This is a genomic window from Blautia sp. HCP3S3_C4 (assembly GCF_052064095.1).
Classification (GTDB): domain Bacteria; phylum Bacillota; class Clostridia; order Lachnospirales; family Lachnospiraceae; genus Blautia_A.
Genome location: NZ_JBQHWF010000002.1, coordinates 335,419 through 341,418 on the forward strand (window position 1 = coordinate 335,419; position 6,000 = coordinate 341,418).

7 protein-coding genes are annotated in these 6,000 nt (G+C 33.3%); 6 read left to right on the forward strand and 1 reads right to left on the reverse strand.

From position 1 onward, the window contains the following. Positions 1 to 400 precede the first annotated feature (400 nt). On the reverse strand, positions 401 to 583 hold the full coding sequence (locus ACTNC6_RS03470) for a hypothetical protein (protein ID WP_441043239.1): 183 nt from the start codon (positions 581 to 583) through the stop codon (positions 401 to 403). Between the two features lie 287 nt (positions 584 to 870). On the opposite strand from ACTNC6_RS03470, the gene ACTNC6_RS03475 reads away from it, so the two are divergent. The 6 genes from ACTNC6_RS03475 to ACTNC6_RS03500 all read left to right on the forward strand — a co-directional run bounded on the left by ACTNC6_RS03475 (position 871) and on the right by ACTNC6_RS03500 (position 5,893). Then, complete coding sequence (locus tag ACTNC6_RS03475) at positions 871 to 1,407, forward strand: hypothetical protein (RefSeq protein WP_441043240.1); 537 nt, start codon at positions 871 to 873, stop codon at positions 1,405 to 1,407. A 1-nt stretch (position 1,408) separates the two neighbouring features. Beyond that, positions 1,409 to 2,086, forward strand: coding sequence for an HAD family hydrolase (locus tag ACTNC6_RS03480; RefSeq protein WP_441043241.1), 678 nt, complete (start codon positions 1,409 to 1,411; stop codon positions 2,084 to 2,086). A 56-nt stretch (positions 2,087 to 2,142) separates the two neighbouring features. Continuing rightward, positions 2,143 to 3,108, forward strand: coding sequence for a radical SAM protein (locus ACTNC6_RS03485; protein ID WP_441043242.1), 966 nt, complete (start codon positions 2,143 to 2,145; stop codon positions 3,106 to 3,108). Between the two features lie 4 nt (positions 3,109 to 3,112). Beyond that, entirely contained in the window at positions 3,113 to 4,675 is a 1,563-nt protein-coding gene (locus ACTNC6_RS03490) for a hypothetical protein (protein WP_441043243.1), read from the forward strand. Beyond that, positions 4,650 to 5,288, forward strand: coding sequence for a DUF2284 domain-containing protein (locus ACTNC6_RS03495; protein ID WP_441043244.1), 639 nt, complete (start codon positions 4,650 to 4,652; stop codon positions 5,286 to 5,288). The genes ACTNC6_RS03490 and ACTNC6_RS03495 overlap by 26 nt, the downstream gene beginning before the upstream one ends. Positions 5,289 to 5,566: 278 nt before the next feature. Beyond that, complete coding sequence (locus ACTNC6_RS03500) at positions 5,567 to 5,893, forward strand: hypothetical protein (RefSeq protein WP_441043245.1); 327 nt, start codon at positions 5,567 to 5,569, stop codon at positions 5,891 to 5,893. Positions 5,894 to 6,000: the final 107 nt, after the last annotated feature.

Consider the following 6,000-nt stretch of genomic DNA (forward strand, 5'->3'; position numbering starts at 1 on the left):
GATGTCAGTATATACGAATGATAATGTGAACGATTCGTTTCGCAAAGAGCCGGATGCGGGAAAGTCGCACGTCCGAAATTCTGTGAGGGGTGTACGACCATAAGGGGTGCACTTACTCGACCCAGTAAGGGAAAATAAAGATAGTAAAAGTAACTGTTGATTTACACTTTCTTTTGATCCACTATCATTTCCCAAAGTAGCTGTCAAGGCATCACTTCGTTTGATAGGAATCAGCCTGAACAGCCACTCTAGGAAATAATTAGCAGTGATCAAGGACATAAGGCCAATTTATATCATGGGTCAATTTTAAGCGTTAAAACGCTCTCTCGCTTTTAATTATAAATCAACAGTATGTGGCTCTTAGTAACAGAAACACGTACTCCTCTAAACATATAAGTTCTTAATCATCATCTTTAGATACATCAACAGATTCTTCCATCTGATATGCACCATGAATATGTCCACAATCGCCAGTTCGTTGTGTCCGGTCAGATGTGTCTATATCCCAGCCTCCTTTATAATCAATACCATAAGTATGTCCGCTAGAATCTGCATTATATTTACCTGTGTTATCTCTGTTCATAAGAATGCCCTCCCTTTGATAAAGATAAAGTAAAATAGTTTACACTTATATTATACTATAAAAAAGCAAGAGTTCCATATTAAATGCAGGAATTTCGTAAGAAATTAAGCGCTTACGATAAAAATAAGCTGCCGACTCATAAAGAGAACCGATGACTCTGGCTGTTATCAGTCTACACCATCGTTTTTTCTAAGTCCAGCTAACCATTGAACAGTAACGAGGTACTTATTACAAATACTTGAGGCATTTATGGAAAACTGTTGCAGTTCAATATGAGGATTGCTATAATGATAATGCCTGTAACTACTTATGAAATATATTGGAAATGGGGAATCTTTATGGAGATTATATCATGGATATGGGATAATAGAGACGGTATTATTGCGAGTATAGTCGCTGCAATCATTTGCTGGGTAATAAAGAAAGCGTTAGAGATAATACAAATAAAGAAATCTATTTATAGCGGAAATTGGGAACAGTTGATTTATGACAATAATGACTATACAGGGGAGCCGATAAAGAGAGATATTTATAAGCTCAAGCATAAAAAATTGCGATATTCGGGAAAAATGACAGTAAATATTGTAGGAACTATTTCCAGAGTAAGTCCGGAAAAACAGAAACATAGAAAGTGGCATGTCATAGGGTATTTGGAGGGGAATATTTTAACAATGATGTATCAGGCTAAAGAAGCTCAGAAAAGTCGAGGATGTATTTATGTGAAATTGTTTGCAGATTTTGAATTTAGGGGCTATTATTTGGAAGAACATAGTGATGGAACAATAGATAAAACCCCTCTTATTATCAAAAAGAAGGGAAAATAGCATGAACAAATATCAAAAATATGCTCTTTTTGACTGGGATAATACTATACGAAGTGGGTATACATTGTATTCATGGGTAGAGTATCTGTATAAATGTAATATTACGAGTGCGTACTTACAAAAAAAATTGGAAATATTAAAGCAACAGTATATATATAAAGAAATAACTCATGATCAATATGCAGATAAAGCATGTACTGAATATACAAAAGCTTTGAAGGGAAAAAAATCAAAAGAAATAACACAGCTCATGGATAGCTATATAAGAAAAGACAGAAATGCATTATTTCCTGGAATGTGTAAGTTGTTAAAGGAACTGGCAAAAAGAGATATAGATATTATAGTTATAAGTGGTGCGCCGTTTAGAATATTAGAACAGTATAAGCAGGAATTTCATCTAAAAGAGATTTATGCATTTCAGGAGGAAGAGATTGAAGGCAAATTTACTGGAGAAGTTGCCTGTAATTATGGTTTTAATAAATACAAAAAGGTTCATGAACTTATTGAACGATATGGTGCAAATCCATATCTTGCATTTGGAGATTCACAGTCAGATGTTCCATTGCTAGATAGTTCAGATTATCCAATATGTGTTGGTAATGGAATGAAAAAAGCCAGATATATGAATATAGATTTTCGAGAATCTGTGGAGTATATTCTGAGTACTGTTAATTTGTAAATGTACAAGGTATGAGAAAATAAAAAAGTAAGTAAAATTTGATTAGGAGATTATTTATGTTAAAGGAAATCTCAATAGAGGTAATAAGAAAATGCCCTAATAAGTGTATACATTGTTCATCTTTTTCTACAGAGAAATGTTCGGAAATTATTCCCTTTGAAGTATTTAAAAGTGCCATTATGGGGGCGAAGGACTTAGGACTTCAAACAGTATGCTTTTCCGGTGGAGAGCCATTTTTACATCCTGACATAGTAAAAATGTTGGAAGTTGTTCATGAACAGGGGCTTAATAGTTATATTTATAGTAGTGGCATATATATGAATGAGTTGAAGGAAAGAGGACCTATTCCATATGAAATATTTGCTCAGATTGTGAATAAGGTTACAAAAATCATTTATAATATAGAAGCAGCAGAAGAGAATACGTATGACGTTATTATGGGAACGCAGGGATGTTTTGAATTTCTTAAACAGTCGATTCGTAGATCTGTTAGTGCCGGGATAATTGTAGAAGGTCATTTTGTTCCAAATAAAATCAATAAAGATCAAATAGAACAAACACTTGAGTATTGTACAGATTTGGGAATATCAAAGATGAGTTTCTTGCGGTTGGTTATTCATGGTCGTGCGTACGAAAATCGGAATAGATTGTTATTATCAGATGAAGAGTTGTTAAAAATTGAAAAAAAACTGTTAAAAATTAAAAATGAAAATAAATATAATATCAGAATAGGTGTTCCGCTTTTAGGAGAAACAGAGGAATGTCATTGTGAAGCTGCAAATGGAAAATTGAACATAAGATATGATGGGAAAGTCTTTCCATGTGAGGTTTTTAAGAATAATCGTGTTGAACCACTTGAAGATTGTGAGCCGGGGAATATTTTTACTGATTCAATTGAGAAGATATACACAGACTCGGAATATTTAAGGAAAGTAAGAGAATTGGTAAGAATCCATGCCTGCACTTGTAATTGTGAAAAGTGTGTAGGTCAATATTATATGAAAAAAGACGCGAAGGAGTAGACGGATGACAAATAGAGATTTGCAATTAATAAAAGAAATTGGCGAATATATTCCCAAGTGCGTACCTGTTTATAAAAAAGAAGCATTTGGCGAAAAAGACAGAGAGATAGAGCATCCTTTAGATAATGAAGTAAAAGAGAAACTGGATAAAATAAAGCATGCTATGCGAGATGAAGATGATGATTATCGGATTTATTACTTTGCGGATGATATAAAAGACATTTGGAAATTACTTATTCAAAAGTCAATAAAGTGTCTGCGATATTTCGATTCAAGGGAACCTTATTTGGAGAATCCATCGAAACATCCTGTTGCATATGGTGTGGATGAGCTCAGCAATTATTTTGATAAATATATTAAATTTGAATCAATGCTGTATGGCGGTGGAAAATATTACAGAGATCATGTCATTCATGTGTTTAGAGTTTGGCTTTTGGGGTTGGAATGTTTACTTGATGATGATGGAAATTATTTAAAACGGATTGTAATTCAGAAAGAAATTAAAGTTAATTCTTTAGAAAAAATAAGTATATGGTCAATGATTGCACTGACACATGATTTAGGTTATCCTTTGGAAAAAGCGCAAGGCATAATTGAGCAAACAAAGGACATGATGAAATCTTTCATTTCAAATCCTTCAGTTTCTATGGATTTGTCATTTAACGGGATTCAAACCAATATGAATGATTTTGTTGTACGTTTTATGAGTTCCAAAATGCATATAGCAGATAATAAATGCCCTAAAGAAGATACTGGTGATGAAAAGAAAAAGTATGTTGCCAGATTACAGCCGAAGTATTATTTTAAATTTCAGAAATCGTTGGAAGGATATAATCATGGTATTTTGAGTGCAATTATAATATATAAATTGCTTCGCTATTTTCTGGAGTCGGATTTCAGTATTAACGAAGATTATTTATTTGACGAAGAAGAGGCAAGGCAATTTTATATTAGACGTGAAATATTAAGAACAATAGCGTCACATACATGTCATGATATTTATCATCTGGATATGTTGAATTTTGCGTTTTTGCTTATTGTAGTGGATGATGCACAGGAATGGGGAAGAAAACGAATGTCAGAACTGTATGTTAATAAAGATTCTACATATGAGTTTGGCAGTATTGTACCGGCTTTTAATATTAAGGAAAGTGAGCATGGAGAAGAAAGAATAAAGATTCATTCTTTTGAAATGAAAGAAAAGTTTTGCTTTAATAATTTGAATGATTTACGGGAAACCTTGTTAAGCTTATATAAACAATGCAAAGGATATAAAGAGATATTTCGTGATGGACAGGATACAACCAGAAGAAATTTTGTCTTTAAAAAACAATGTGAAATTATTTATGAGGAATCTAAATCCGTTAAGTTCTGTGTTGATTTGGTAATATCGAATGAGGACAGACCACGATTTACTATCACTGTGTCAAGTGATACCAGTAAACCATTGGAACGTTTTAAAATATCATATTTTGAGGAAGTGTACGAGAAATATGCTGTTAAGGAAAGCAAAAAAGAATCTGGTGAAAAAGAAATGAAATATGAAATTAGTGACCGATTTGAGTGAAATAAGCTTAATTGCTAAAACGCCACATGGAAAAATACCGTATTATGGAAAAATACGTACAGTTTCAGCTGATGATATAGCTATGTATTGTAATAAAGAGAAATTTGATAATTTATGCCGATTAGGGTGTCCAAATTATGCAAAAAAATGGTCATGTCCCCCATATTCGCCAATATATAATAATTTTGCAGATGGATTTCAAAATTTATGTATTGTGCTGTTGGGATTGAATTTGGATGAGCTTGAATATATCAAACAGGATTATCTAAAGATTAAAGCTGCCAATTCTATGCTAAAGAGCAGAGTAGATAAAGTTTTGCGGTCATGTATGGATGTTGATGAAAAGTATATATCTACTGGAAGTTGCAGATTATGTAGGGTATGTCGAAAAAAAACAGGAGAATCATGTGCTCATTTAACAATGCGGACATTTAGCTTTGAAGCACTGGGGATTAATGTGTCTGAAATGGTTAAAGAGGTTTTTGAATTGGATCTTTTGTGGTATAAGCGTGGCGTGCTTCCAAAGTATACATGTGTAGTAGCTGGATTGTTAACAAATGAGTGTTTTCCAGATCAGAGACTTGTTTCAAAATTAATTAAGCTTCCTGTATAATTCAAAGTGTAGAGAGTAAATGATTTTACAAAAATAGATACCTGAGTTAAACTGTCATTGCTGATCGGCCAGCTAGTGAGGATACTCTGGGTCAGACCCCAATGTTGGGAACTTAGCGTCAACTTAAGGGCTTTAAATCGATTTACTTGTTCTTTGAAAATCAAATAGTAAAAATATATAATTTCGAGCGTAAAATATCAGCACTATGCCTACTTGACAAATTGGTCAAAATTTGCGGCGCAGCCTCTTGAATATATACTTTTTTAGGAGGTAATGCCATGAATTATTATGATTTAATTTCTTTGATTTTGACACAGTTATATGAACGGATTAATTCCGATGAATTTCTTGAACGATTTCGACGTCCAAATTCTTTTGTGCGATATCGTAAACTGACATTGAAACAGGTTGTTGCTTATCTTATCCATTCAAAAAAACGTTCCATGGATATTGAATTGTCTGATCTTCAGCGCCAGCTTCCGGACATTGATTTTCCTGATGTTTCCAGGCAGGCTGTTTCAAAAGCCAGAAAAGGAATTCTGCCGGATCTTTTCAAAGAACTTTTGGATAAACAGGTTGAAATGGTTTATACACACCTTGACTGAATATTCTTGTGCGGTAGGCTCTTCCGCAATTATCCGTTTTGGCTCTTTTAGCATGATCAGATATATAGTATAATGTTTGTATTAGGATGTATGAGGAGAATTATTTA